This is a genomic window from Sinorhizobium fredii USDA 257 (genome assembly GCF_000265205.3).
In the GTDB taxonomy this organism is placed as follows: Bacteria; Pseudomonadota; Alphaproteobacteria; order Rhizobiales; family Rhizobiaceae; genus Sinorhizobium; species Sinorhizobium fredii_B.
In genome coordinates, this window is the sequence record NC_018000.1 from 5,570,907 (window position 1) to 5,595,557 (window position 24,651).

The window sequence follows — 24,651 nt, forward strand, 5'->3', positions numbered from 1 at the left end:
CAATGCGAAGAGGATTTCTTGTATCCGCAGGCGCCGAAACAGGAGCCGCGAAGAAGTTCCGGAAACGGCGAGAGGGCGTCGCGTCATGCGAGGCCGCCCGTCCGTTTCCGACCGATGCCGCCATCAGACGTAGCGGTTTACGATGTTCTCCAGCAGTTCCTGCTTGCCGGATTTCGGCTGCGGATTGAGGTCGGCCTTGCGCACCCAGGCCTCGATCTCGTCAAGCGAGAAGCCGCCCTCGAGCATCTTCTTCGCCTCGGGCACATTCCAGCCGGCATAGCGTTTCTCCAGCGGCGCAGAGAGCCCCTTGTCCTCGATCATCTTCGCCGCCGCCTTGAGGCCGCGTGCGCAGCAATCCATGCCGCCGACATGGCCGATAAGCAGATCTTCCGGATCGATCGACTGGCGACGCAGCTTTGCGTCGAAGTTGGTGCCACCGGTCTTGAAGCCACCGCCTGCGAGCACGTGATAATAGGCGAGCGCCATCTCGGGAACATTGTTCGGGAACTGGTCGGTATCCCAGCCGGACTGGTAGTCGTTGCGGTTCATGTCGATCGAGCCGAAGATGCCGAGCGCATTGGCAAGCGCCAGCTCGTGCTCGAAGGAGTGGCCGGCAAGGATCGCGTGGCCCTGCTCGATATTGACCTTCACCTCGTTCTCGAGGCCGTACGTCTTCAGGAAGCCATAGACGGTCGCAACGTCGAAGTCGTACTGGTGCTTGGTCGGCTCCTGCGGCTTCGGCTCGATGAGGATCGTGCCCTTGAAGCCGATCTTGTGCTTGTATTCGACAACGAGATTGACGAAACGGCCGAGTTGGTCGAGTTCGCGCTTCAGATCGGTGTTGAGCAGCGTCTCATAGCCTTCCCGCCCGCCCCAAAGCACGTAGTTCTGGCCACGAAGCCGCTGTGTCGCATCGATGCAGGTCTTTACAGTTGCCGCGGCAAAGGCGAAGACGTCCGGGTCCGGGTTGGTCGCCGCACCCGACATGTAGCGCCGGTTCGAGAAGAGATTCGCCGTGCCCCACAGCAGCTTGACGCCGGTCTCGGCCTGCTTCTTGGCGAAGTAATCGACGATCTCGTTGAGATTGCTGGTGTTCTCGGCGAAGGTCCGGCCCTCTGGACGAACGTCGGCGTCATGGAAGCAATAGAACGGCGTACCGAGAAGCTGGAAGAACTCGAAGGCGACGTCGGCCTTCAGCTTGGCCGCTTCCATCGAGTCCTTGAACCAGGGACGCTCGAAGGTCTGTCCGCCGAAGGGGTCGCCGCCCGGCCAGACGAAGGTGTGCCAATAGGCAACTGCGAAGCGCAGATGATCTTCCATCCGCTTGCCGAGGACGATCTCGTCCGGATTGTAATGGCGGAAGGCGAGCGGATTGGTGCTCTCCGGGCCTTCATATCTGATCTTGGCGATGTCGCCGAAAAATCCGGTGCTCACGGCTGTCTCCTCTCAAGGACTGTTGCCGGCCCGCCTGCTGCGGAACGCGGCCATTGGTGGAAGTAATCGTTTTCATTGCATCATTCAGCGTGACCCGCGAAGCCGGCCGGGGCCAGAACTGGCTAGATCGTCGCTCCCTTGATGGCGGGGTAAAGCCGGCAATAGCGCTGGTAGGCGTCTTCATAGGCCGGCGCCAGCGAGGCGTCCGGCGCGATTGTCTCCGCCGTCGCCGGCGCATAGCAGGTCGCAACCGGATCGGCGCCGGTGGCGGCGATCAGGCCGAGCCGGGCTGCGCCGAAGGCGGCACCGAAATCGCCGTCGGCCGGCAGATTGACCGGCAGGTTCAGTGCCGTTGCGATCGACTTCAGCCAGTAGCGCGACCGGGAGCCGCCGCCGATCGCCGTGACCCGTGTGAGCCTCGTGCCGGCGGCGCGCAACGCTTCCAGGCTGTCGCGGATCGCGAAGGAGACGCCTTCGAGCACGGCCTGTGTCAGCGCGGCGCGAGAACTTTCATGGCCGAGACCGGCAAAGGCGCCGCGGATCGCCGCGTCGTTGTGCGGAGTACGCTCTCCGGAGAGATAGGGAAGGAATGTCACCGAGCCCGGCGCCTTGAGTATGTCGCCAAGCTCGCCTGTCAGCTCCGCAGCGCTCCTGCCAGTGATGCCCGAATGCCAGTTGAGCGCATCGGTTGCCGAAAGGATCACGCCCATCTGGTGCCAGGTGTTGGGAAGCGCATGGCAGAAGGCATGGACGGCGCTTTGCGGATTGGGAAGATAGCTGGCGTTGGCGGCAAAGAGCACCCCGGACGTTCCGAGCGAGACGAAGGCCTGCCCCTCCCCAACCGCGCCCATGCCGCAAGCAGATGCTGCATTGTCGCCGGCGCCGCCGGCAACAACGACGCCGGACCCCATGCCCCAGCGGCTCGCGAGCTCCGGCCGGAGCGTGCCGGCAACGTCCGTCCCTTCGACCAGATCCGGCATCTGCCGCTCTTCGAGGTGGGTGGCCGCAAGGAGACTCTCCGACCACTGCCGCTTGCCCGTATCGAGCCAGGAGGTGCCAGCGGAATCCGACATTTCCGACATATGCTCGCCGGCCAGCCACAGACGCAGATAGTCCTTGGGCAACAGCACCCAGCGCACCCTGGCAAAAACCTCCGGTTCGTTTTCGCGCACCCAGGCGAGCTTCGGTGCGGTGAAGCCGGGGAAGACAATATTGCCGGTCAGCGCCCGGAACTGCGGATCGCTGTCGAGCGCCGCCGCCTGGCGAAAACTGCGCGTGTCGTTCCAGAGAATAGAGGGTCGAAGCACCGCATCGTTTTCGTCGAGGAGCGTCGCACCGTGCATCTGGCCGGAGAGGCCGATGCCGCGGACCGCGGCGAGCGCGTCAGGATGCGCCGCCTTGAGCCCGGCGATCGCCTCTTCCGCCGCACGTACCCAGTCAGCCGGGTCCTGTTCCGACCAGCCGGTATGCGGCCGCGAGACGTCGAGCGCGGCCGCGGCGGAACCGACGATCTTCTGTTCGCCGTCGATCAGCATCGCCTTGACGCCGGAGGTGCCGAGATCCAGTCCGAGATACATGGGTGTCCTCCTATGCCTGCTCTATCGGCAGGTTATCCTTCAGGAAAATGTCGATGCGGATGCGTTCCTGCGCCTCGATGACGGCCAGCCCGTCGACCTTCGCCTTCAGCACCCGGATCGCGCTCCTGACCTCGTGGCCCGCATCCTGGTTGAGCAGCACATCGATGGTCCCGGAGAGTAGAGCGGCCCGGCTATGGGGCGTCAGTTCGTGGGCGATCGCGCAGACCGCCTCGGCCCTGCCGGCTTTCTCGAGCGCGGCAACGAGGCCGCGATTGCCGGCACCGAGACTGTAGACGCCGGCAAGGTCCGGATGGTGCTCGATGAGCGCGCCGACGAGTTTCTCGACGAGAGCCGCATCGTCCTGACCCTCGACGACCGGCAACAGCAAGCGAGTTTCGAAGCATTTGCGCATGACCGCTTGAAAGCCTTCCAGCCGTTCCCTGTGGTCGCGCACGAGCATCGAGCCCGCCACCACCGCTACCGGCCCGGCACGATCGCCGAGGAACCGGCCCATCAGGTTTCCGGCGGTGCGCCCGGCGGCGATATTGTCGACGCCGGTAAAGTGATCGCGCGTCGATCCCGGCAGGTCGGAAACGAGGGTGACCACGGCAATCCCGTTCTGGCGCAGGTCTTCGACCGCTTGCACGACCTCAGGCGCCTCGATCGCGACTACGGCGACGCCGGCGGGCCGCTGCCGACGTGCTTCTGCCAGGGCATCCGCCAGGGCGCGCGCGTCGAACGCGGGAACACAGAGGATGGTGATTTCGGTCCGCTCCGCCACCAAGTGCGCCTTGGCGGCCCTCACCTCGGCCTCAAGCCCGCGCATGAAGGAATTTTCGCCGGCGGGCAGGATGAAGACGAGGGAATAGCTGCGGCCCTTGGCGAGGTTGGCCGCGGCAACGTCACGCACATAGCCGAGCGTCGCAATCGCCTGCTCGACCTTGTCGCGCGTCACGGAACGGACGCCCGGACGATTGTTCAAAACCCGGTCGACAGTGGCCAGGCTGACGCCGGCCTCCGCGGCGATATCGTGAACGGTCGGTCGCATTCGTTCCTCCTCGCAGACCCCTTAGAGGAAGTTTTGATGTACGTAAATCAAAAATATTGTGAGAGCGAAACGGCTTTGAATATCGGGCGCCAAACCCTCAGTCGAAACGCCTGCTGAAGGCATGCGTGAAAGCGGCATGGCCCGCCACGCCAGTGGCCTCTCCGAAGACGACATCCAGGAACTTATCAGTGATCCGGACAAGCGCGAAGCCGCCGAGAAAGGCCGCCTTGGGCTTGAAGATGTCGATTTCGCCGACGCGATAGGCCATCACCCGGTCATGTTCGTGACCGTGAAAGAGTCCGACGACGTTGTAGCCCCTAAGCGTCTCGAGCAAGGCCTCGCGCTCGGCCGGGCTCCACCAATGCGGCTGGCCGCCGCCCTGATCGTCGAAAGTCTTTGCCGCAGGGTCCCAGACCTCGGTCGAGAACGCATCCCAGCCATAATGCTGGAACAAGACGACCGGGCGTCCGTCCGCGGCATAGGTAGCGAGATCGCGCTTCAGCCACGGCAGGCCGCTAACCGCCCCCTTGTTCTCGTCACCGCCGAAGCGCTGCAATTGAACGAGGTGGAGTCCGCCCCAGTCCCAGGAATAATTGTCCGATAGCGGATCGTAGTTGGTGACCGGCACCGGGGGTCTGTAGAAAACCGACTGGCGATGGGTGAGTTCCACATAGTCGCGCAGCTCGCGACGGTACCAGTCGCCGTTCGGCGGCGCGCCGTCCTGATCGAGATCATGATTTCCAAGCCCGACATAGACGGGGTAATGGATGTGATGCGGCCCGACGCCATGCTCGTATCGGCTCTGGAACTGCTGCAACTGCCGCCCTTCGCGAGGCTCGCGAACCTGGCCGCCGCCGTCGTCGGTGATATCGCCGCCGAGCACCAGGCCGACCGGCCGTAAAATCTTCGCGCCGGCGCCGGCGAGCCCGCTCGGCTTGCCGTCGATCGTTTGCGGCCAGTGCTGTCCCGGAAGTCCGTTGAGTGCCGCAATGTGTCGCAACAGATTGGTGTCCGTCTTGCCCTCCTGTTCGCAATTCGGCGCAAGGCCTTCCGTCGAGACGAGGCAGGCGTGGATGTCATTGGAAAAAAAAAATGTGGCATCGACTGGTGGCCGCGCTGCCCGCCCGCCGCCTGCGATCAGCGAAAGGCCGAGGCCAGCCGTACCAGCAAGAAATCTCCGCCTGGACGGCTTGAGGAATGGATTGTCGATCATCGCCTGCCCTGCGCCTTGATCAATTCGACCGACTCAAGGGTAACGAGGATAGTGCCGCAACGTTTGCAGCGGGTAAAGCATGCCGTTCGTGCTGAATTTGCTTCACCCAGGCCACCTCACCGCTTGCGGGGCGAGAGGACTGGGAAGGCGCGGCATATCCCTTCTCCCCGCACGCGGGGAGAAGGTCGCGGCGGGATGAGGGGCAATCTGGAAGAAAGCAGGCTCTCGCTTTTCCCACCTCAGTGCCCGCCGCCTCCCGCGCCGGCGCCCTCCGGCTTCTTGATCATCAGCACGCCGAGGATCATCGTCAGGAACAGGGCGGTCAGGATCAGGAACACGTCGATGAATGACAGGATCACCGCCTGCTGCTGAACCATCGCAGCCAGCTGCTTGACGGCGGCGGTCGCACCGTCGAGGCCGTAGGCGTTGAAGTTCGACGCCATATTATTCAACCGCTCGACCGCCTCCGGATTGCCCCACTGGATATGTTCGGCCAGGCGCGCATAGTGGAGATCCTGGCGCTGCGTCAGGATCGTGTTGATGATCGCGAGGCCGACGGCTCCGCTGATTGCGGGTCAGGTTGAAGAGGCCGGAGGCATTGCGGATGCGGGCCGGCGGCAGCGTGCCAAGCGCGATATTGTTGATCGGCACCATGCAGAGCATCAGCGAGCAGCCACGCAGGATCTGCGGCACGAGCAGTTCCCAGAAGTCCCAGTCGGCCGTTAACTGACTCATCGTCCATGTTCCCGCCGCAAAGCCGGCAAAGCCGATGGTCATCATCACGCGCGGGTCGAGACGACCCGCCAGAAAGCCTGCGACCGGGGCCGTCAGAAACATGGCGAGACCCGAGACGAACATGGTCTCGCCGATCATCAGCGAATCGTAGCCGCGGATGCGCCCGAGATAGAGCGGATAGAGATAGGTCAGGCCATAGAGGCCGATGCCCATCACGAAGGAAAACAACGAGCCGAACGTAAAATTGCGGTTGGCGAAAGCCCTTAGATCGACGACCGGAAACTCCACCTTGAAGGCCCGGTAGAAGAATATTGCGGCGGCAACAACTGTGGCGACCGCGCCGATGACGATGTGGTCGTCGTTGAACCAATCGTTGGCGTTGCCCTCCTCCAGCACATATTCGAGCGAGCCGAGGAAAATCGCCATCGAGAAGAGGCCCCACCAGTCAAATTTCTTGATCAGCGCCAGTTCCGGCTCGTCGAAGTCGATGAAAATCCAGGTCAGCGTCGCGACGATGACGCCGGGAATGACGTTGACGAGGAACAGCCAGTGCCAGGAGAAGGCATGGCTCAAATAACCGCCGACCGTCGGACCGATGGTCGGAGCGAGCGTTGCGATCAGGCCGATGATCGGCGAAACGATATTGCGCTTCGACGGCGGGAAGATGGTGAAGGCGGCGGCGAAGACCGAGGGGATCATGCCGCCGCCGATGAAGCCCTGGATCACCCGGTAGACGATCATCTGGTCAATATTGGTGGCGGTTGCGGCAAGCGCACTGGAGGCGGTGAAGCCGGCGGCGGCGACGGAAAAGAGCACGCGCGTCGAAACGATGCGGGCGAGCGTCCCCGACAGCGGGATCATGATGACTTCGGCGATCAGGTAGGAGGTCTGAACCCAGCCGATCTCGTCCGATCCGGCGGAAAGACCCGCCTGGATTTCGGCAAGCGAAGCCGAAACGATCTGGATGTCGAGGATCGCCATGAACATGCCGACGACCATCGCGAAAAAGGCGATGAGCCGCCGCGGATCCATGCGCTCCTCGGCTCCGGCGCCGCTCGTCGCCGCCGTGCTCGCTGTTGCCGTCGCAGCCATACCTGCTACTCCTTCGCGCGCTTACTTCGCTTCGGCGACGTTGGCGGCGTCCGGCGCCGTGCGGGTATCGACATCGACCACGACGCTTAGGCCCGCCCGCAGGTTGCCCTTGGCGAGTGCGTCGGCCGGAAGCGTGATGCGAACCGGCACGCGCTGGATGATCTTGGTAAAGTTGCCGGTGGCGTTCTCCGCCGGCAGCAGCGAGAAGACCGAACCGGAGGCCGGCGAAATCGATGCAACCGTGCCCTCGATCGGATGCTCGTCATAGGCATCGACATGGACCTGGACTTTCGATCCGGGAACTAGGTGGGCGATCTGCGTTTCCTTGAAATTCGCATCCACATAGAGCTGGTCCACCGGCACGAGACCGGCAAGCCGCTGGCCGGCCGAGACGAGGTCGCCGACCTGGACCGAGACGTTGCCGATGACGCCGTCATAGGGCGCCTTGAGCACGGTGAAGCCGAGGTCGCGGTTCGCCTTGTCGCGCGCAAGTTCGAGCGAACGGATCGTACTTTCCGATTCCGCCCGCTGCGCCTCGAGCACGGTGATATTCGCCTTGGCCGCGGTGATGTTGGCTTCGGCACCAACGAGATTTGCCCGCGCCTGATCGAGTGCGACCTGGGCGCTGTCGCGCGACGCATCCGTTCCAAAGGCCCTGGACTGCAGGTCGCTGGCGCGCTTTTGCGTGAGTTCGGCGCCCCTGACGGTCGCCTCGAAGGCTTCCTTCTGAGCCTCTGCCTGGCTGAGACTTGCCTTGGCACCAGCGATCTGCGCATCGAAACGGCTCAGCGCCAGCTTCTGCGTCGCGATCTGCGCTTCGGCCTGTTCCAAAGCGATGCGATAGTCTCCATCCTCGAGGGTGACGAGCGGATCGCCCGCCTTGACATGCTGGTTGGCGACCACGTCGACCTTGGCGACATAGCCGGAGACTTTCGGAGAGATCGTCGCGATGTCGCCCTCGATATAGGCGTCGTCGGTGGAAACCATGAAGCGACCGGTGATCCACCAGTCGTAGCCGTACCAGGCCCCCGCGGCGAGCAGCGCCAGTCCGATCGCCGGAAGGATCAGCTTGCGGCGCTTCTTGGGGGGAGCGGCAAGTTCAGCGGCCGGGCGCTCCGTCACCGGTGGGGCTTCGCCGGTCGGGGCCCTGGCCTCTGTGCTCGGAACATCGACGACTTCGAAATCGTCGCCGACAGGACGGACTCGCGCAACGCTGGAGGTGCTGGAAGCGGACATGGGACACCATTTGAATAAATTAGCTAAATTGAACTGAACCGTTCGGTTCGATCGCCCTTGACATAATGCCTTTCGCGCCGCATATCAAGAGCAAATCGAACCGAGTGGTTCGAAATGATGAGCAAGGTAAAAAATCTGCCCGGTCTTTCTCCGCGCCCCTTGCTTTTTATCGCAATCGATCACGTTTATGATTTCGGAGTTAGTTCCAGGATCATCGTGATCTACAGGAGTGGAAACGTCCGGCGATCATGACGTCAGCGAAAAGCGCACAGCAGGAAAAGTCCCTGCAGCACCAGGAACAGCACCCTTCGAGCGGCGGCCGACGCGCGGCCGGCGAGGACCCGGTCAAACGCGAGCAGATTCTCGAAGGTGCCAAGCGCGTTTTCATGCGCAGCAATTTCGACGCCGCCAGCATGAACGACATCACCCGCGAGGCGGGCGTTTCGAAGGGCACGCTTTACGTCTATTTCGAGAACAAGGAAGATCTTTTCGAGGCGCTCATCGCCCGGGAGCGCAACCGTATCGTCAGCAGCATCAAGCAGTCGCTGAACGACATCGAGCCGATCGAGGAAGCCCTTCACGATTTCGCCGTGACGCTGGTGACCAGCATAACCTCCGACTACACGATTCGCGCAATGAGGACCGTGCTCGGCGTGATCGACCGCATGCCGCGGCTCGCGCAACGCTTCTTCACCGCCACGCCGGAAAACGGCTACACGGTGCTGAAGGCCTATCTCGAGCAGCAGGTGACGGCAGGCACCCTGTTGATCGACGATACGGAACTGGCCGCCAAGCAGTTCATCGAGCTTTCCATGGCCGGCCTTTTCAAGGGCCGCCTGTTCGGAATGTGCGACGCTCTGTCCGCCGGCCAGATTGAGAGGAACGTCGCATCCGCCATCCGCGTCTTCATGGCTGCCTACGGTCCGCGAGACGCGCGATGACCGCGACACTGTGTCTCGCTCCCGACTAAGCAGGACTGCACATCTGCAGGCGGTTGCCGAACGGATCGTAGAAGCTCGCAAAGGTGACGAAACCGGGAAACACCTGTGCATCCTCGCACTGAACGCCGCGGCGACGCAGTTCCTCTACCGCCGCATGGCAATCTTCGACATTCAAGACAAGGGTTGTCCCGGTGGAGGGTGTCCAGCCGCTCTCGGCCGATATCACCGAAACGTTGCCATCCGCTCCGCCGGCGGAGAATTCGATCCAGCCGGCTTCCGGCAGGTCGTAGAGCGGCGATCCCAAGCCGAGCACCTCGCCATAGAACTCGCGGGCACGATCAAGGTCGGTCACCGAGATCGAGACCACATTGATGCCACGAAAGAGAGGGTCGGTCGCTGCCATGGTCTTGAATGTAGGACGCAAAACCCGTTCGTCGAGCCGCGCTGCGGTTCTGTCGGGAAGCGCCGAGAGCAGCGGGTGGAATTTGCCGTCGACAGGCTGCGCCAATGCACTCCAGCAACAGCGATCAAACGCGCCCTCCGACAATTCCATAAGAATTGGATCGCCACCACGGGAGTGAACATGAGTGCCATCGGAAGGGCGATCTGGTTCATCGAGAGCCATTTCGCAAAGACTATATCGCTGGAGCAGATTGCCGGTGCCGCCGGCCTGTCGCGCTATCATCTGTCGCGCGTCTTCGGGCTCGCGACCGGCCGCTCGATCAGCGCCTATATCCGCGGGCGACGCCTGAGCTCAGCCGCACTTCTCCTTGCAAACGGACATTCGACCATTCTCGAGGTGGCCCTCGATGCGGGCTACGGTTCGCACGAGGCTTTCACCCGTGCCTTTCGCGAGCAGTTCGGCGTGACACCCGAATCGATCCGCAAACAGAGGCATGTCCGCAATATCGAATTGATGGAGCCCATCAGGATGGACGACACGCGCAATCTGAAAATCGAACCGCCGCGTTTCGAGGCGGGCCCTGCCCTGCTCCTCGCCGGCCTTGAAGAGACCTACACCTACAATCGCACCGAGGGCATCCCTTCGCTCTGGCAACGATTCAACAACCACTTCGGTCATATTCCGGGCCAGCGCGGCAACGTCGCCTATGGCGTCTGCACCCATGCGGACGCCGAAGCCGGCACCTTCCGCTACATGGCTGCCGTCGAGGTCGAGGATGCGGACGCGCTGCCGAACGGGTTTTCCACCTTGAAGCTGCCGAAGCAGCGCTATGCGGTGTTCCTGCATCGCGGTCACATCTCGGCGATCTCGACCACGGCGCACGAGATATTCGGATCGTGGTTTCCGCAATCCGGTCTCGAGCATGGCGAAACACCCGATCTCATCGAGCGCTACGACGAGCGGTTCGACCCGGATTCCGGCATGGGCGTCGTTGAGATGTGGGTTCCGATAAAACAGTAAACGGTAAAACGCTGCCGCAAAGCCGCGGCAGCGCTTGCTACTTCGGCGCTACTCCTTAAATACTGCGGCGAGCCTGGCGCAACGACGCGCCCTGGAGGGGAAAGTCTGCGCGGTTTTCCGCCCGCATTCCCTTCCGGTTGTTGGAACCGATCAGGTACACGGATGCTGGGAGTCGCTTTGACACCGCATCGGTGATCGTCAAAGAGAAGGAAAAGTTCGCCGATGCAGGAAATCCTCACGCTCGCTCAAAGCCCGGAGGCGTGGATCGCTCTCATTACGCTCATTGTGATGGAAGTCGTCCTCGGCATCGACAACCTCATCTTCATTTCGATCCTGACCAATAAATTGCCGGCCGAGAACCGGGTCAGCGCCCGGCGCATCGGCATCGGGCTCGCGCTGGTCATGCGACTGGGGCTGCTCGGCACGATCGCCTGGATCGTGCAGCTGACCCAGCCGGTGTTCGAGGCCTTTGGCCATGGCTTCTCCTGGAAGGACATGATCCTGATCGCCGGCGGCCTTTTCCTCGTCTGGAAGGCGACGAAGGAGATCCACCACAATGTCGACCCGAGCGACCATGACGAGGATTTCATCGCGAGCTCGGCGATCAACAGCTTCACGGCGGCGATCGGACAGATCCTGCTGCTCGACCTCGTCTTCTCCGTCGACAGCATCATCACCGCCGTCGGCATGACCCCACATCTGCCGATCATGGTTATCGCCGTCGTGGTCGCCGTTACGGTGATGCTGGTTGCCGCCAACCCGCTTGCTAATTTCATCGAGAGGAACCCGACGATCGTCATGCTGGCGCTCGCCTTCCTCCTGATGATCGGCACGACGCTGATTGCCGAGGGCATGGGTTTCCACGTACCGAAAGGCTACATCTATGCCGCCATGGCGTTTTCGGCGCTGGTGGAAGGGCTCAACATGGTCGCCCGCAATGCGCGCCTGAGAAAGCAGCAGGCCACCAAGCTGCATTAGCAACGGCAACCCATTGCGAAGGGGCCCGCATTCACGCGAATGCGGGCCCCTTGCTGCGGGAGGTAGGCGAGGATGCGGGCTGGACGGGCAAGGAGCTCGGCTGCCGTTTCGTTGGCCACGGGAAGAAACCGGAAAAATCCCCGTGTTCTCCACTTCCGTCGCGTCCGGTTGGCACAGGCCGCGTCCTCGACCGCTATAACGCGGTAGCGCGGCGAGCGTTCCAAGCCCATGTCCGGCTGCATCGAGAAGGCGCCTCTCCTCCTCTTTCCGTTGACATGCGAGGCTTTCTATGGTCTCACCCCTGCCGACTGGAATTGCCCGCCGATACCGCTTGGCGGCACCCTTGCGGGCCTTCCTTCCCATAAAATACGCGCCCGTCAGCCGGTAGGCATCCGGCAAGGGCTCAAGAGCACGTCAAGACGGGCAAAGACCATGGCAGATTCTGCAGTCCGGGTACGCATCGCACCCTCTCCCACCGGCGAACCGCATGTCGGCACCGCCTATATCGCTCTGTTCAACTATCTTTTCGCGAAGAAGCACGGTGGCGAATTCATCCTCCGCATTGAGGACACCGACGCGACGCGCTCGACGCCCGAGTTCGAGAAAAAGGTGCTCGATGCACTGAAATGGTGCGGGCTGGAATGGTCGGAGGGCCCGGATATCGGCGGCCCCCATGGCCCCTATCGCCAGAGCGACCGCAAGGACATGTACAGGCCCTATGTCGAGAAGATCGTCGAGAACGGCCACGGATTCCGTTGCTTCTGCACGCCCGAACGGCTGGAGCAGATGCGCGAAGCGCAACGCGCCGCCGGCAAGCCACCGAAATATGACGGCCTGTGCCTGAGCCTCTCCGCGGAGGAAGTGACCTCACGCATCGCCGCCGGCGAGCCGCATGTCGTGCGCATGAAGATCCCGGCGGAAGGCTCCTGCAAGTTCCACGACGGCGTCTATGGCGATGTCGAGATCCCGTGGGAGGCCGTCGACATGCAGGTGCTCCTGAAGGCCGACGGCATGCCGACCTATCACATGGCGAACGTCGTCGACGACCACCTGATGAAGATCACCCATGTCGCGCGCGGCGAGGAGTGGCTCGCGTCGGTGCCGAAGCACATCCTGATCTATCAGTACCTCGGCCTCGAACCGCCGAAATTCATGCACCTGTCGCTGATGCGCAATGCCGACAAGTCGAAGCTGTCGAAGCGCAAGAATCCGACCTCGATCTCCTACTACACGGCGCTCGGCTACCTGCCGGAAGCACTGATGAACTTCCTCGGCCTGTTCTTCATCCAGATCGCCGAGGGCGAAGAACTGCTGACGATCGATGAGCTGGCGGACAAGTTCGACCCGGAAAACCTGTCGAAGGCCGGCGCGATCTTCGATATCCAGAAGCTCGACTGGCTGAACGCCCGCTGGATCCGCGAGAAGCTATCCGAGGACGAGTTCGCCGCCCGGGTCTTCGCCTGGGCGTCGGAGAACGATCGCCTCAAGGAAGGCCTGAAGCTGTCGCAATCGCGCATTTCGAAGCTCGGCGAACTGCCGGACCTCGCCGCCTTCCTCTTCAAATCGGATCTCGGCCTTCAGCCTAGCGCCTTCGCCGGCGTGAAAGCCTCGCCCGAGGAGATGCTTGAAGTCCTGAACACCGTCCAGCCGGATCTCGAAAAGATCCTCGAATGGAACAAGGAGTCGATCGAGGCGGAACTGCGCGCCAGTGCCGAGCGGATGGGCAAGAAGCTGAAAGCCGTCGTGGCTCCCCTCTTCGTCGCCGTATCCGGTTCGCAACGTTCGCTGCCGCTCTTCGATTCGATGGAGCTGCTCGGCCGCGCCGTGGTGCGCCAGCGTCTCAAGGTGGCGGCGCAGGTGGTCGCCTCCATGGTGGGCAGCGGAAAGTAAGGACGATACCCATGAACGAAAAGACAGTAACCGCCGGCCTTTCCTCCGACGCAACCGAAGTGCGCGCCCAGAAGCTTGACCTGCTGCGCGAGCAGATCGGCGAAGTCTACCCGGCGCATTTCCACCGCACGCTGACCAATGCGGAACTCGCCGAAAAATATGCCGGGCTGGAGCCCGATACGGAGAGCGGCGACACGGTGACGGTCGCAGGCCGGGTTTTCTCCTCGCGCAATTCCGGCATGTTCATGGATATCCATGACGCCTCCGGCAAGATCCAGATCTTTTCGCACAAGGACACGGCTCCGGAAGAGGCGCGTGTGCTTCTGCCGATGATCGACCTTGGCGACATCATCGGCGTCACCGGCGAGGTGCGCCGTACGAAGCGTGGCGAGCTGACGGTGAATGCCAAGGAAATCACCATGCTCTGCAAGTCGCTCCTGCCGATGCCGGAGAAGTATCACGGGCTTGCCGACATCGAGACGCGCTACCGCAAGCGCTATCTCGACATCATGGTCAACGAGGACTCAAAGCTCCGCTTCCAGCAGCGCAGCCGCATCGTTTCGAGTCTGCGCCGCGTCCTCGAGGACGAGGGCTTCATGGAAGTCGAAACGCCGATGCTACAGCCGATCTATGGCGGCGCGACGGCCGAGCCGTTCAAGACGCATCACAACACGCTGAAGCTCGACATGTATCTGCGCATTGCGCCCGAGCTTTATCTGAAGCGCGTGCTGGTTTCCGGCCTCACCGATAAGGTCTTCGAGATCAACCGCAACTTCCGCAACGAAGGCGTCTCCACCCGGCACAATCCGGAATTCACGATGATGGAGTGCTACTGGGCCTATGCGGACTACGAGGACATGATGGGCCTCGTCGAACGCATGTTCGAGACCCTGGCGCTGGCGGTCCACGGCAAGACCGAGTTCGAATTCGGCGACAAGCAGCTCTCCTTTAAGGGACCGTTCCCACGCGTGTCGATGCCGGCCGCCGTCAAGGATGCAATCGGCGTCGACTTCCTCGCAATCAACACCGACGAGGAGGCCCGCGAGGCGGCAAGGAACGCTGGCCTCGAGGTCGAGAAGGACGCCACCTGGGGCGAGGTCCTCGCTTTCATCTTCGAGGAGAAGGTCGAAGCGACGCTGATCCAGCCGGCCCATGTCATCCATTTCCCGAAGGACATTTCCCCCTTCGCCAAGGAGGTGCCGGGCGAGCCGCGGCTCGTAGAGCGCTTCGAGACCTATTGCAACGGCTGGGAGATCGGCAACGCCTTCTCCGAGCTCAACGACCCGGTCGAGCAGCGCGCCCGCATGGTCGAGCAGATGGAACAGGCCCATGCCCGCGGCGAAAAGGAAAAGACCCTCGACGAGGACTTCCTCGACGCCATGGACCAGGGCATGCCGCCGGCCGGCGGCCTCGGCATCGGCGTCGACCGGCTGATCATGCTGCTCACCAATTCGCCGTCGATCCGCGACATCATTCTCTTCCCGGCCCGTCGTCACAAGGGCGACTGAGCCGGAGGAATCGGTCTCGACAGGACAAGCCCATTGCGCAGCGCACCCTGAGTTGGTCCCGTCGCGGCTGCGTTAAGGAAAAATTTACCACGACTGGCAGCGGCGAAATTACCCCTGGTTCCTGCCCCGTTTTCCGCACATTCACGTCACCATGATGCGGGGATGGATAAGGCAGGCCTCGCATTTCTGGCGCTTATATTCGCTCTCATCACTATCGTGTTGAGCATCCTGGCGGTCGACCGGCCGGCGATAGAGGCGCCCCCGAATAGGGCGGCGCTGGTTCGCACCAACTACCCGTGAGATCGTTTGCGCTGGAACAACAAGGTATTCGGGCGAGTTGCTAAGCGTGGCAACGAACCTGAAAAACCTTCATGCGTCTTGTCTTGTTGATTATATTCGACTCAATTTTCAGCATACTCGTCTTGAAATATGCCGATAATTCCTTGGGCAATGCGCCTATCGCGGCCACAGCCGATAAACTTTCCGATAACTGAGAAGGGAAAAGACCTGGGCGCATTTCTCCGATGCGCCGAGTATGAACTGGTAGCGGTCCAGCAAATTTTCCCTTACTCAAACTAGTATTGATTACATTTATATTGGGTCGATCACGCCCAATATCATAGTGATCTAGTGGCCGTTATGTGCTTTCTCACTCTCGGCCGGATGCCCGCTGGCTTCCGGATCCGTGCCTTCTGCGTCGGCCGCAGCCGGATCGATGCAGAGCGAGCGGTCGTCCATCTTGGCCATGATGGCGCGAACCTCGTCGAGATCGAGGCTCACCACCTTGCCGTGGAACATGCCGTCCGGATTGGCCGTGCCGTCGTTGTAGGAAGCGCGGAAGGCTTCGTCCATGCCCTTGACGCTCCGCGGACCGGGCGCGAAAAGCACTTCGGCGCCGATCGCGGCACCGCGCACCGCAGCGCGATCGTCAGGTCCCGCCTCGTCGAGGACGACGACCTGATAGAGGTCAGCTTTCTCCTTGTTGGCCAGTGCGCCGACGACGCGCAACGCGGTGCGGACCCGGTCCGGCCCGCCGGCCCGGTCCGTCTTCACATGCATGCGGATCCATCGCTGTCCGCGATGGTCGAGCTTGAGCGTCCTCAGCGTCGTGCATTCAAGACCAGAGGCGGAGGGCTCCGAGAGCCTCGCAGCGAGCCTGTCGCGCCCCACATAGACGGCGGCGCCGCCCGACGCGGCCGAGACGGCAAAGGCCGCGGCGAGGATCACAACGAGCCGCTTTGAAGGACGCAGTTTTCTGAAGATAGCCTTCACAGGCGGCTCCGCTGTGGACGCAAAATACAAAAAGCCAGAACGGTAATTAAGATAGGCGAAACACCCTTTCGGAAAGTTTAAACATTGACCCGAGCCCGGGGGAAAGGCGAGACGTATTGGGCGTTGCCGGGAGCGGGTTCCGCAAGGCGTCGGCCGCCCCGACAAAGCCCTTGCTCTCCTGCCCGTCATCACTAAAAACGAAGCGGCAATTCTCAATTCAAGTGACCGGCGGGGGAGCATGGCGCGTATCGGAATAGTCGGAGCGGGAATCATTGGCTGCGCCTCGGCGGCCCATCTGATCGCCGAAGGCCACGCGGTTACCGTTTTCGAGAAGGACGTCGACGGCCTGCCCGCTTCCGTCGGCAATGCCGGCATCCTTGCGGTTCCGGAGATCGACCCCATCGCCCGCCCCGAGATGCTCTTAGCGGCGCCGAAGTGGCTCGTTGATCCGCTTGGGCCGCTGACGCTTCGTTGGCAGGACCTGCCTGCTCTCACCCCATGGCTCTTCCATTTTCTTCGCGCGGCTCGGCCGGCCCAGGTGGAGCGCTCCCGAAAGGCCCTGCTCGGCCTGATGCGCGAGGCTCTCGCCGCGCATCAGGCGATGGCGAGGCTCTGCGGCATTTCAGGCCATACGAGACCGACCGGGGCGCTGACGATCTTCGACAGCGAGGCCGCCCTCGACGCCGCGTTCCGGCACGAGCAGGCAACCGCCGGGCTTCTCGGCTTCGCCGTCGAACGGCTAGACCCCCGCGCCGCTCGCAGCCACGTTCCCGCCCTCGAGGGCGCCTTCGCCGGCGGCGTCTTCAGCAGCGGATACCAGACATTTCTCGATCCGCTGAAGCTGCTGCGCGACCTGCAGACCCATGTCCGCCAATACGGCATGCTCGTGGAAGCCGGCGTCGAGGCCGTGCAGCCGGGCGCCGAGGCGATCACGGTAATCGCCGACACTGGCGAACGGCACGTCTTCGACAAGGTGGTGATCGCCGCGGGCGTCTGGTCGCGCACGCTCGTCCGCCAGCTTGGCTTGAAGGTACTGCTGGAAACGGAGCGCGGTTACAACACCACCTTCGCCAACCCGATCGTCAAGCTGGAAATGCCGATCTTCTTCGCCGAGCACGGATTTGTGGCGACGCCGCTTGCCAATGCGCTGCGGATCGGCGGTGCGGTGGAACTGGCGCGGCCGGAGGCGCCGCCAAACTACGCGCGAGCCGCGGCGATGCGTCAGAAGATGCGCCGCTACGTGCCGAGCCTTCCAGAGACCGGCGGCAAGGAATGGATGGGCAGGCGCCCCTCGACGCCGGATTCGCTGCCGGTCATCAGCCTGCATCCGTCGGATTCGCGTATCGCCCTGGCCTTCGGCCACGGCCATCTCGGGCTGACGCTCTCCGCGATCACCGGTGCGAAGGTTGCCGCCCTCCTCTCGAACCGGGCTGGCGCCGACCTGGAACCCTTTAATATCGGGCGTTTCCAATAGCCCCAACGATACCCGACCGATTGACTTTCGCCCGCGCCTTGTCCATTGCCGCCCGCGCACAGGATCAGGTTCGGGAAAATGGGCGCAGATGCCCCAGAAAAGGAAGACGACATGCACAAGGTTATTTTCGATACGGATCCCGGCGTCGACGACGCCATGGCGCTTCTCTTCCTGCACCGGCACCCGGAGATCGACCTCATCGGCATCACCTCGGTGTTCGGCAACGCCTCCATCGAGACGACGACGCGCAACGCGCTCTTTCTGAAGCAAGCCTGGGGTATCGCCGCGCCGGTCGCCAAAGGCCTCGGCGAGATGTTCAATCCAGACCGGCCGCATGTCGACTGGCCGACCGGCATCCACGGCCATGACGGGCTCGGCAATATCGACGTGCCGGAGGTGATCGACCTGCCGCTCGATCATAGGCCTGCCCATCGGTTCATCATCGAAACGGTGCGCGCCAATCCAGGAGAAGTGACGCTCGTCGCCGTCGGCCGCATGACCAATCTGGCGCGCGCATTGCGCGAAGACCCGGAAATCGCCGGCCTAGTAAAGGCCGTGGTGATCATGGGTGGCGCCTTCGATGTGCCCGGCAACATCACGCCGGCGGCCGAGGCCAATATCCACGGCGACCCGGAGGCAGCGGACGCGGTGATGACTGCCCCATGGCCGGTGACGGTGATCGGCCTCGACGTCACCTCGAAAACGGTGATGACGCGCGCCATGCTCGCCGACATCGCCGAACGCGGCGGCAAGGCGGCGCGGCTGCTGGCCGACATTTCGCAATTCTACATCGTCTTCTACGAGCAGCATGTCGATGACGGCATGGTTGTTCACGACAGCTGCGCCTGCGCCTATGTCGTCGCGCCGGAATTGTTCCGGACCCGCAGCGGCGCGATCCGCGTGCTATGCGGCGGCATCGCCGACGGACAGACCATCCAGAAGCCGGACGGCCGGCTTTTCCCGCCGAATGCCTGGGACAATCAGCCGAGCCAACAGGCCTGCGTCGGCATTGATGCCGACGCGGTGTTAAAGCTCATCGGCGAAACGCTCGCGAACGGTCATTAGGACTGCTCCCAAAAAGACCCTCCCCCACCCCTCCCCACCGGGTGGGAGGGCACCCGGGCCGCACCGCCTCCGTCTTTATCAACACCTCTGCGTCAAGTGCGAGGTTGAGAATGGCAGGCGGTCACCGCGAGCGCCGAAGCCCCTCCTACCTATGGGGAGGGGTCTTGCCGCTGGCGAAAAACTTGCCCGGATAGCTGGCAGGCGCGCGCCCGCCGGCTATCTTAATGCGCATGAAGCCGGAAACCTTGCTCTATCCCGCGCCGAAGGGCCTCTATTGCGAGAAGGGAGACTTCTATATCGACCCGGTTCAGCCGGTCGAAAGAGCACTCATCACGCATGGCCATTCCGACCATGCCCGTGCCGGACATGGCCGCGTGCTGGCGACACGCGAAACGCTGGACATCATGCGCATCCGCTATGGCGACGGCTTTTGCGGCGAAAGCGAGGTGGCGCACCTCGGCGAAACGATAGCAATCAATGGCGTGCGGGCCTGCTTCCATCCGGCCGGTCACGTGCTCGGCTCCGCGCAAATCTCGGTTGAGGCGGGCGGAAAGCGGATCGTCGTTTCCGGCGACTACAAGCGGCGCTCCGATCCCACCTGCCGCCCGTTCGAACCGGTGCCCTGCGATGTCTTCATTACCGAAGCGACATTCGGCCTTCCGGTCTTTCACCATCCCGACGACCGGTCGGAGACCGCCCGGCTTCTCGCATCGCTGAAGCAGTTTCCCGAACGCGCCCATGTCGTCGGCGCCTACGCGCTCGGCAAGGCGCAGCGGGTCATCGCGCTGCTTCGCCAGCAGGGCTACGACGAGCCGATCCATATCCATGGCGCGCTCGCGAAACTCTGCGAGTATTATCAGGGCCAGGGCATCGATCTCGGCGATATCCGCCCGGCCACCGTTGCCGGCGAAAAGAGGCCGGATTTCGCCGGCGGCATCGTGATCGGTCCGCCTTCGGCCTTCGCCGACCGCTGGGCGCGGCGCTTCGCCGAGCCTGTCGCCGCCTTCGCGTCCGGGTGGATGCTCATTCGCCAGCGCGCCAAGCAGCGCGGCGTCGAACTGCCGCTGGTCATCTCCGACCATTGCGACTGGACAGAACTGACCGGCACCATACGCGAAATCGCTCCGGCCGAAGTCTGGGTGACGCATGGCCGCGAGGAGGCCCTGGTGCGCTGGTGCGAATTGGAGGGCATCCCGGCGCGCCCGCTCCATCTCGTCGGTTACGACGACGAGGGGGAATGACGGATGAAAGCCTTTGCCGAACTGCTCGGCCGCCTCGTTCTGACACCCCAGCGGAACGCCAAGATCCGGCTGCTGGCCGACTATTTCCGCAGCACCCCCGATCCGAGCCGCGGCTATGCGCTGGCGGCGATCGCCGGGACGCTTTCGCTCAACACCGTCAAACCGGCATTGATCCGGGACCTGCTGCTCGAGCGCATGGACGAGGTGCTGTTCCACTATTCCTACGATTATGTCGGCGATCTCGCCGAGACGGTTTCGCTGGCCTGGGAGCCGCCGGTGGGTGTCGCTCCGGCTGACATTTCGCTCGGGGAGGTTGTCGAGCGGCTGCAGAGGGCGGGGCGTTCCGAAGTGCGCTCACTCGTCCGCGACATGCTCGACCGGCTCGACACCGCCGGCCGGTTCGCCTTTCTGAAGCTCGTCACCGGCGGCTTGCGGATCGGCGTCTCGGCGCGGCTCGCCAAGCAGGCCCTCGCCGACATGGGCGGCAAGGACATCGGCGAGATCGAAACGCTTTGGCATGGGCTTTCGCCGCCCTATCTGCCGCTCTTTCTGTGGCTCTCCGGCGAAGCGGAGATGCCCGTTCTCACCACGCCGGCCGTTTTTCATTCGGTGATGCTGGCGACCCCGATCGGCGATGGCGATCTTGAAGGACTGGATCCGGCCGATTTCGCCGCCGAATGGAAATGGGACGGCATCCGCGTCCAGCTCGCCAATATTGGCGGCGTGCGGCGCCTCTATTCCCGCAGCGGCGACGAGATTTCCGGCGCCTTTCCGGAAATCATCGAGGCTGCCGATGTCGCCGGCGTCATTGACGGCGAGTTGCTAGTCGGCGGAACGATGCGCACCAACCGCGCGACAGCGACATTTGGAGACCTGCAGCAGCGGCTCAATCGAAAGACCGTCAACCGCAAGCTGCTGGAGGACTATCCGGCCTTCATTCGCGGCTACGACATCCTCTTTTCCGGCGAGCGGGACATGCGGCCCGAACCTTTCCACGCCCGCCGCGACGCCTTGGCCGCCCTCATCGACGCCGCGTCGCCACAGCATTTCGACCTGTCGCCGCTCGTTCCGTTCTCGACCTGGGAGGAACTGGACCGCCTGCGCTCGGAGCCACCGGATCCGGTCATCGAAGGCATCATGCTGAAGCGGCTCGATTCGCCCTATCTGGCCGGGCGGATGAAAGGTCCGTGGTTCAAGTGGAAGCGCGCGCCGTTCAACATCGACGCGGTGCTGATGTATGCGCAGCGCGGTCATGGCAAGCGCTCGAGCTACTATTCGGATTTCACCTTCGGCGTCTGGACGGAGGCAGAAGGCGGCACGGCCCTGGTTCCCGTCGGCAAGGCCTATTTCGGCTTTACCGACGCCGAGCTCGAGGTGCTCGACCGGTTCGTGCGCGACAACACGGTCGAGCGCTTCGGGCCTGTGCGTGCGGTCCGCGCCGAACCGGACGCCGGCTTCGTCGTCGAGGTGGCTTTCGAAGGCCTGAACCGCTCGACCCGCCACAAATCCGGCGTCGCCATGCGCTTTCCGCGTATCGCCCGGCTGAGACCGGACAAGCTCCCGCGGGACGCCGACAGGCTGGAGACCCTGCAGGCGATGATGGGGATGAAAGGTTAGAGCCACCTGGCCTATTTCAGCGACTGCGAATGAAGAATTGTTAAGGAGAGTTTGGAATATTCGGACTATCTCTCTCGCCGTCCGCATCCGCAGGGTCGTCTTGTGCCAAATTTGAACGCTCGAAATTTTCGACGGCTCTCGGGGTTTCTGAAGCCCAACTATCTGCCGGCGGTGATCGCGACCTTCGTTGTTCTGACTGCCGGCGTTCTCGCCGACAATCAGAATCGGGTCGTCTCCGAAGCGCGCCTGCGCTCCGAGGTCGCGGATGAACTCAATCCGATACGATCCCGCCTGGAGAGCAGCGTTAACGGCAACATCCAACTCGTCCGCGGCCTGATCGGTACGATCGCAACCGAGCCGGATATGCGCCAGCAGCGCTTCAGCGAACTGGCGCAGAGCATCTTCAGCGAACGCTCACAACTGCGCAACATCGCCGCGGCGCCCAAGCTGGTGGTCTCGATGGTCTACCCGATGGCGGGCAACGAGAAGGCTATCGGCCTCGACTACCGTGCCAACGACAAACAACGCGGATCCGTCATGCGGGTGGTGGCAAGCGGAAAAATGGTGCTCGCCGGTCCCGTCGATCTCGTCCAGGGCGGCCGCGGACTGATCGGCCGCTTTCCGGTGACAACCAATGCCGGTGGCAGCAGGCGTTTCTGGGGTCTGGTATCAGCGGTCATGGATCTCGACCAGCTCTATCGCGACAGCGGCCTCATCTCATCGGCGCTCGACATCGAAATCGCCATTGCCGGCCGTGACGGCCAGGGACGCGATGGCGCGATTTTCTTCGGCGATCCGGCAATTTTCGAAAAGGCGCCGGTGGAGGTGGACGTGACGCTGCCGGGCGGCTCCTGGCGAATAGCGGCGATACCGAAGGGCGGGTGGCCTCCGACGCCGGAGAATGCCTGGCAGGTTCGCCTCCTCATCATGCTTGGCGGCCTGATGATCGTCGTTCCGATGATCGTCACCGGGCACCTGACGACCGAGCGCCAGCAAAACATCCGCGCCCTGCGGCAGAGCAAGGATCAGTTGCTCGAACTTTCGCATCGCCTCAAGATCGCACTCGACACGTCCAAGATCGGTATCTGGGAACTCGATATCGATACCGGCAAGCTGCTGTGGGACAACCGTATGAAGGAGCTTTACGGCGTCGGACCATCTGTTCGTGAAAACTATGACGACTGGAAAGAGGCGCTGCATCCCGACGATCTCGCCCGCGCCGAGGCGGAATACGCCGAGACCGTCGCAAGCGGCGGCGCCTATAACTCCGAATTCCGCATTCGGCTGCCCGACGGCGAGATCCGATACATCCGCGCCATCGGTTCGCTTCACAGCGGCGCGGGGGGCAGCAGGAAGATCGTCGGCGTCAACTGGGACGTGACGGCCGACGTCGAAACGCGGGCAATACTTTCCGAAGCCAAGCGTCTCGCCGAAGCGCACAGCGCCGAACTGGAGGCGGCGCGGCACCGGATGGAATTCAACGCGCTGCATGACCCCCTGACAGGGCTCCCGAACCGCCGCTTCCTTGACCACATCCTCGCGGATCGCGCCCGGCAATTCGACGCCCAGGACAGGCTCAGTGTCTTCCATATCGACCTCGACCGTTTCAAGCAGATCAACGACACGATGGGTCATGCCGCGGGCGACGAGATACTCAGGCACGCCGCCGGACTGCTGCGCTCGAGCGCGGGCGAAAGCGACTTCGTCGCGCGGATCGGCGGCGACGAGTTCGTCATCATCCGTGCGGGCGGCAACATCGAGGAGGATGCGGCGCTCGCTTCGAGCATCATCGAGGCGATGAGCACGCCGGTCCGCTACAAGGACCAGGAATGCCGCATCGGCGTCAGCATCGGCATTGCCGCCCAGGCCGCAGCGACCGACGAGTTCTCTCAGGTCCTCGTCAACGCGGATATCGCCCTTTACGAGGCGAAAAGGCGCGGCCGCAACAGGCATGAGACCTTTACCGGCGCGCTCAAGACGGCCGTGTTCCAGACGAAGCAGACGGCCGACGAGATCCTTCGCGGTCTTGAGCAGAACGAGTTTGTCGCCCATTTCCAGCCGCAGTTCTGCCCGACCTCATTGGAGGTCATCGGCGTCGAAGCGCTGGCGCGATGGGATCATCCCACCAAGGGGCTGATCGGGCCGCATGCCTTCCTGAAGACCGCCGAAGACATCAACGTCGTCGCCGCCATCGACCAGACGATCCTGGAACAGGCGCTCTTCCAGATCTGCCGCTGGGAGGCAAACGGCATCCGCATACCCAAGGTTTCGGTCAACCTCTCCTATTCGCGCTTGCGCGACGAGGGGCTGATCGAGCAGCTGGAGCAGATGGGGATCCCCGAGGGGCGGCTCTCCTTCGAATTGCTCGAATCGATCTCCTTCGACGAGAACGACACGACGCTGCTGTCGAACATCAGGCGCATCAAGAAACTTGGCATCGACATCGAGATCGACGATTTCGGCACCGGTTATGCCTCCATCCTGAGTCTGCTTAAGCTGACGCCGCGCCGCCTGAAAGTCGACCGGCAGCTGATATTCCCGATCCTCGCATCGCCCCAGCAACGCCGACTCGTGGAATCGATCATCGACATCGGGACCTCGCTCGGTATCGAGGTGATCGCCGAGGGCGTGGAGACGCTCGAACACGCCGCCATTCTCAAGCAGCTCGGCTGCCATGGGCTGCAGGGATATGCCTTCGCCCGGCCGATGAGCGCCAATGATCTCGCGACCTTCGTCTTCGAGCGGAAGTGGCGCGCCGCCTAAGATCTCGGGACTCTCGTTCGCAAAGGCGGCGCTCTGGCCGAGTAGACTGCGACCCGACGGATCGGCGCGTTTTTCTCTCCCTGCAGGCTTGGCAGTCGAGCGGAAAAAAGTCATAAAAACATATGCCTCTGCCGCTTCGCGGGT

18 protein-coding genes and 1 pseudogene are annotated in these 24,651 nt (G+C 62.8%); 11 read left to right on the forward strand and 8 right to left on the reverse strand.

Going from position 1 to position 24,651, the window contains the following annotated elements; genetic code table 11:
- Positions 1–123 precede the first annotated feature (123 nt).
- The 6 genes and pseudogenes from xylA to USDA257_RS26180 form a co-directional block, all read right to left on the reverse strand.
- On the reverse strand, positions 124–1,434 hold the full coding sequence (gene xylA / locus USDA257_RS26155; protein WP_014766000.1) for a xylose isomerase: 1,311 nt from the start codon (positions 1,432–1,434) through the stop codon (positions 124–126).
- 122 nt (positions 1,435–1,556) lie between these two features.
- The gene (gene xylB, locus USDA257_RS26160; protein ID WP_014766001.1) at positions 1,557–3,011 is read right to left on the reverse strand and encodes a xylulokinase; all 1,455 of its coding nucleotides are present in this window, start codon (positions 3,009–3,011) and stop codon (positions 1,557–1,559) included.
- Positions 3,012–3,021: 10 nt separating this feature from the next.
- Positions 3,022–4,059, reverse strand: coding sequence for a LacI family DNA-binding transcriptional regulator (locus tag USDA257_RS26165; protein WP_014766002.1), 1,038 nt, complete (start codon positions 4,057–4,059; stop codon positions 3,022–3,024).
- 97 nt (positions 4,060–4,156) lie between these two features.
- Positions 4,157–5,272, reverse strand: coding sequence for a metallophosphoesterase (locus USDA257_RS26170; RefSeq protein ID WP_014766003.1), 1,116 nt, complete (start codon positions 5,270–5,272; stop codon positions 4,157–4,159).
- Positions 5,273–5,511: 239 nt separating this feature from the next.
- A pseudogene (locus USDA257_RS26175) lies at positions 5,512–7,099 on the reverse strand (DHA2 family efflux MFS transporter permease subunit).
- Between the two features lie 21 nt (positions 7,100–7,120).
- On the reverse strand, positions 7,121–8,335 hold the full coding sequence (locus tag USDA257_RS26180; protein WP_014766004.1) for an HlyD family secretion protein: 1,215 nt from the start codon (positions 8,333–8,335) through the stop codon (positions 7,121–7,123).
- A gap of 248 nt (positions 8,336–8,583) precedes the next feature.
- Here USDA257_RS26180 and USDA257_RS26185 point away from each other — a divergent pair, with 248 nt between their 5' ends.
- Positions 8,584–9,276 (forward strand): TetR/AcrR family transcriptional regulator, encoded by a 693-nt coding sequence (locus tag USDA257_RS26185; RefSeq protein WP_014766005.1) that lies wholly within the window; start codon positions 8,584–8,586, stop codon positions 9,274–9,276.
- 25 nt (positions 9,277–9,301) lie between these two features.
- Here the strand turns inward: USDA257_RS26185 and USDA257_RS26190 are convergent, their stop codons facing one another.
- Positions 9,302–9,784: a VOC family protein gene (locus tag USDA257_RS26190; RefSeq protein ID WP_014766006.1), complete on the reverse strand. Its 483-nt coding sequence runs from the start codon at positions 9,782–9,784 to the stop codon at positions 9,302–9,304.
- Between the two features lie 75 nt (positions 9,785–9,859).
- Between USDA257_RS26190 and USDA257_RS26195 the strand changes: the two genes are divergently transcribed.
- From USDA257_RS26195 to USDA257_RS37255, 5 genes are all read left to right on the forward strand, one after another.
- Positions 9,860–10,699, forward strand: coding sequence for an AraC family transcriptional regulator (locus USDA257_RS26195; protein ID WP_014766007.1), 840 nt, complete (start codon positions 9,860–9,862; stop codon positions 10,697–10,699).
- 222 nt (positions 10,700–10,921) lie between these two features.
- The gene (locus tag USDA257_RS26200) at positions 10,922–11,677 is read left to right on the forward strand and encodes a TerC family protein (protein ID WP_014766008.1); all 756 of its coding nucleotides are present in this window, start codon (positions 10,922–10,924) and stop codon (positions 11,675–11,677) included.
- Between the two features lie 432 nt (positions 11,678–12,109).
- The gene (gene gltX / locus USDA257_RS26210) at positions 12,110–13,567 is read left to right on the forward strand and encodes a glutamate--tRNA ligase (protein WP_041414680.1); all 1,458 of its coding nucleotides are present in this window, start codon (positions 12,110–12,112) and stop codon (positions 13,565–13,567) included.
- Positions 13,568–13,578: 11 nt separating this feature from the next.
- On the forward strand, positions 13,579–15,075 hold the full coding sequence (gene lysS / locus USDA257_RS26215) for a lysine--tRNA ligase (RefSeq protein WP_014766010.1): 1,497 nt from the start codon (positions 13,579–13,581) through the stop codon (positions 15,073–15,075).
- Positions 15,076–15,237: 162 nt separating this feature from the next.
- Entirely contained in the window at positions 15,238–15,375 is a 138-nt protein-coding gene (locus USDA257_RS37255) for a hypothetical protein (protein WP_014766011.1), read from the forward strand.
- A 327-nt stretch (positions 15,376–15,702) separates the two neighbouring features.
- On the opposite strand, the gene USDA257_RS26220 is transcribed toward USDA257_RS37255, so the two are convergent.
- Positions 15,703–16,347 carry a hypothetical protein gene (locus tag USDA257_RS26220; RefSeq protein ID WP_041414681.1) on the reverse strand — a complete coding sequence of 215 codons (645 nt, stop codon included), beginning with the start codon at positions 16,345–16,347 and terminating at the stop codon, positions 15,703–15,705.
- 238 nt (positions 16,348–16,585) lie between these two features.
- On the opposite strand from USDA257_RS26220, the gene USDA257_RS26225 reads away from it, so the two are divergent.
- From USDA257_RS26225 to USDA257_RS26245, 5 genes are all read left to right on the forward strand, one after another.
- Entirely contained in the window at positions 16,586–17,821 is a 1,236-nt protein-coding gene (locus tag USDA257_RS26225; protein ID WP_014766014.1) for an NAD(P)/FAD-dependent oxidoreductase, read from the forward strand.
- 111 nt (positions 17,822–17,932) lie between these two features.
- Positions 17,933–18,886: a nucleoside hydrolase gene (locus tag USDA257_RS26230; protein WP_041414683.1), complete on the forward strand. Its 954-nt coding sequence runs from the start codon at positions 17,933–17,935 to the stop codon at positions 18,884–18,886.
- Between the two features lie 230 nt (positions 18,887–19,116).
- A complete protein-coding gene (locus tag USDA257_RS26235; protein ID WP_041415630.1) occupies positions 19,117–20,127 on the forward strand; it encodes a ligase-associated DNA damage response exonuclease in 1,011 nt (336 codons plus the stop codon).
- A gap of 3 nt (positions 20,128–20,130) precedes the next feature.
- Positions 20,131–21,744 (forward strand): cisplatin damage response ATP-dependent DNA ligase, encoded by a 1,614-nt coding sequence (locus USDA257_RS26240; RefSeq protein ID WP_014766017.1) that lies wholly within the window; start codon positions 20,131–20,133, stop codon positions 21,742–21,744.
- A 102-nt stretch (positions 21,745–21,846) separates the two neighbouring features.
- Positions 21,847–24,507, forward strand: coding sequence for a bifunctional diguanylate cyclase/phosphodiesterase (locus tag USDA257_RS26245; protein ID WP_014766018.1), 2,661 nt, complete (start codon positions 21,847–21,849; stop codon positions 24,505–24,507).
- Positions 24,508–24,651: the final 144 nt, after the last annotated feature.

What these genes read in the sequence shown, in the direction of transcription:
- lysS (WP_014766010.1), top strand. Translation starts at nt 13,579, where the DNA reads ATGAACGAAAAGACAGTAACCGCCGGCCTTTCCTCCGACGCAACCGAA.
- USDA257_RS26185 (WP_014766005.1), top strand. Translation starts at nt 8,584, where the DNA reads ATGACGTCAGCGAAAAGCGCACAGCAGGAAAAGTCCCTGCAGCACCAG.
- USDA257_RS26225 (WP_014766014.1), top strand. Translation starts at nt 16,586, where the DNA reads ATGGCGCGTATCGGAATAGTCGGAGCGGGAATCATTGGCTGCGCCTCG.
- USDA257_RS26170 (WP_014766003.1), bottom strand. Translation starts at nt 5,272, where the DNA reads ATGATCGACAATCCATTCCTCAAGCCGTCCAGGCGGAGATTTCTTGCT.
- xylB (WP_014766001.1), bottom strand. Translation starts at nt 3,011, where the DNA reads ATGTATCTCGGACTGGATCTCGGCACCTCCGGCGTCAAGGCGATGCTG.
- USDA257_RS26240 (WP_014766017.1), top strand. Translation starts at nt 20,131, where the DNA reads ATGAAAGCCTTTGCCGAACTGCTCGGCCGCCTCGTTCTGACACCCCAG.
- USDA257_RS26180 (WP_014766004.1), bottom strand. Translation starts at nt 8,335, where the DNA reads ATGTCCGCTTCCAGCACCTCCAGCGTTGCGCGAGTCCGTCCTGTCGGC.
- gltX (WP_041414680.1), top strand. Translation starts at nt 12,110, where the DNA reads ATGGCAGATTCTGCAGTCCGGGTACGCATCGCACCCTCTCCCACCGGC.
- USDA257_RS26165 (WP_014766002.1), bottom strand. Translation starts at nt 4,059, where the DNA reads ATGCGACCGACCGTTCACGATATCGCCGCGGAGGCCGGCGTCAGCCTG.
- USDA257_RS26200 (WP_014766008.1), top strand. Translation starts at nt 10,922, where the DNA reads ATGCAGGAAATCCTCACGCTCGCTCAAAGCCCGGAGGCGTGGATCGCT.
- USDA257_RS26195 (WP_014766007.1), top strand. Translation starts at nt 9,860, where the DNA reads ATGAGTGCCATCGGAAGGGCGATCTGGTTCATCGAGAGCCATTTCGCA.
- USDA257_RS37255 (WP_014766011.1), top strand. Translation starts at nt 15,238, where the DNA reads ATGGATAAGGCAGGCCTCGCATTTCTGGCGCTTATATTCGCTCTCATC.
- USDA257_RS26235 (WP_041415630.1), top strand. Translation starts at nt 19,117, where the DNA reads ATGAAGCCGGAAACCTTGCTCTATCCCGCGCCGAAGGGCCTCTATTGC.
- USDA257_RS26230 (WP_041414683.1), top strand. Translation starts at nt 17,933, where the DNA reads ATGCACAAGGTTATTTTCGATACGGATCCCGGCGTCGACGACGCCATG.